We start from the raw sequence: 2,069 nt of genomic DNA, 5'->3' as shown, positions 1-2,069 counted from the left end.
CCGAAGCGCAGCGGCTCGCGCGCCCACACCAGGTGCGGGTAGGCCTGCATCTTCTCGTCGACGCAGTCGAGGCTCCGGTTCGGCGGCACCACACCGTTTTCCAGCACCTGGCACAGCCCGATCAGCTGGAACGCGGCCGCGCCGCCCTTGGCGTGCCCGGTCAGGCTCTTCTGCGAGACGACGAACAGCGGCGCGCCGTCGGAGCGGCCGATGGCCGTGGCCAGCCGGGTGTGCAGCTCGGACTCGTTCGGGTCGTTGGCCGCCGTGGACGTGTCGTGCTTGGAGACCACCGCGATATCGTCCGGCCCGACGCCGAGCTTGCGCAGCTCCGCGGCGAACCGGGACTCGCGGCCGCCGCGCCCCGCACCGAGCGCGCCGAGGCCGGGCGCCGGAATGGAGGTGTGCACGCCGTCGGCGAAGGACTGCGCGAAGGCGACGACGCCGAGCACCGGCAGGCCCATCTCCACCGCCACGTCACCGCGGGCCAGCAGCACGGTGCCGCCGCCCTGCGACTCCACGAACCCGCCGCGACGGCGGTCGTTGGCGCGGGAGAAGTACCGATCGCTGATTCCCTTGGCGCTCATGGCCGCCGAGTCCGCGGTGGCCGACATGTCACCGAAGCCGACGATGCCCTCGATGCCGAGATCGTCGAAGCCGCCGGCCACGACCAGCTCGGCCTTGCCGAGGCGGATCTTGTCGACGCCCTCCTCCACCGAGACCGCCGCGGTGGCGCAGGCGGCCACCGGGTGCACCATCGCGCCGTAGCTGCCCACGTAGGACTGAACCACGTGCGCCAGCGCCACATTCGGCAGCGCTTCCTGCAGGATGTCGTTCGGCCGCGGCTCGCCGAGCAGGTTGTCGACGTAGAGCGAGCGCATCGAGGACATGCCGCCCATGCCGGTGCCCTGGGTGTTGGCGACGAGGCTGGGGTGCACCCAGCTCATCAGCTCCGCCGGGCTGAAGCCCGAGCTGACGAACGCGTCCACGGTGCAGACGACGTTCCAGAGGGCAACGCGGTCTACGGAGTTCGCCATCTCGGCGGAGATGCCCCAGACGGTCGGATCCCAGCCGGTCGGGATCTGGCCGCCGACGGTGCGCGACAGCTTGGCCCGGCGTGGCACCCGAATCTCGGTGCCCGCCTTGCGCGTAACCGTCCAGTCGGCCGAATCCGCCACCGGCGCGATGACGGTGTGCTCGGGGTCGGCCGCGTGGAAGGCACGGGCCTCGGCCTCGCCGCCGACCGTGAACGTCAGGTCCTGATCGAGGAACACCGACGTCATCAGCGGCGAGCTGTTGTCGACCATGGCCCCGTCGTCGGCGTAGCGCCGCACGCCGCAGCGGGCGACGACCGCGTCGTGGTACTTGTCCGCCAGCTCCGATTCCGGTACGTAGTCACCTGTTTCGGCGTCGTACCAGCCCGGCTTGGGGTCGTTCTCCCAGGTGACCAGACCCGTGGTCCAGGCGAGCTCGAGCACGCCCGCGGCCGAGAGCCGGTCCTCGACCTCCATCTCGAACCGGGTGCGCGCCGAGCCGTAGGGGCCGAGCTCGCCGGCGCCGACGATCACCACCATGTCGGCGAGATCGGTGCTGACTGTGCCCCATTCGGGGACCGGGAGCACCGAGGAGACGGTCGGCGGCGCGGGCAGGGCCGGAATCGTCACCGCCGCATCGGCTTCGGCGTCTTCCTCGACCGCCTGCGCCGCGGCCTGCTTGGCCAGCGCGGGCAGATCGAGCTTGGCCCTGGCCAATCCGCCGGTCAGGTCGATCTGCTGCGGCCCGGTGGCGGTGACCTGGCGGGCGCGCGAGGTGCACCACTCGAGCAGCTCGTCGGCCATCTCGGTGGTGGACCAGGTGTGCACGCCGGCCTGCTCGACGGCCTCGACCATCGGATCGTTGTGGCCCATCAGCCCGGTGCCGCGCACCCAGCCGATCAGCGCGTGCACCAGGGTAACCCGGGTCGACCACGACTTCTCGGCCCGCCACTTGGCGACCACCGCGTCGAGCGCCGCCTTCGACTCGCCGTAAGCGCCGTCGCCGCCGAAGAGGCCGCGGTTGGGCGAACCCGGAAG

1 protein-coding gene is annotated in these 2,069 nt (G+C 71.6%); it reads right to left on the bottom strand.

The features are described 5' to 3' along the window. Window positions 1-2,069: beta-ketoacyl synthase N-terminal-like domain-containing protein (locus ON39_RS07700; protein ID WP_040732577.1), on the bottom strand; the 2,069-nt coding region annotated here is incomplete at both ends.

It is taken from the genome of Nocardia tenerifensis NBRC 101015 (assembly GCF_000308715.1).
In the GTDB taxonomy this organism is placed as follows: Bacteria; Actinomycetota; Actinomycetes; order Mycobacteriales; family Mycobacteriaceae; genus Nocardia; species Nocardia tenerifensis.
Note: the sequence above shows the minus strand (reverse complement) of the source record. Positions and strands in the feature narration are given on the sequence as shown.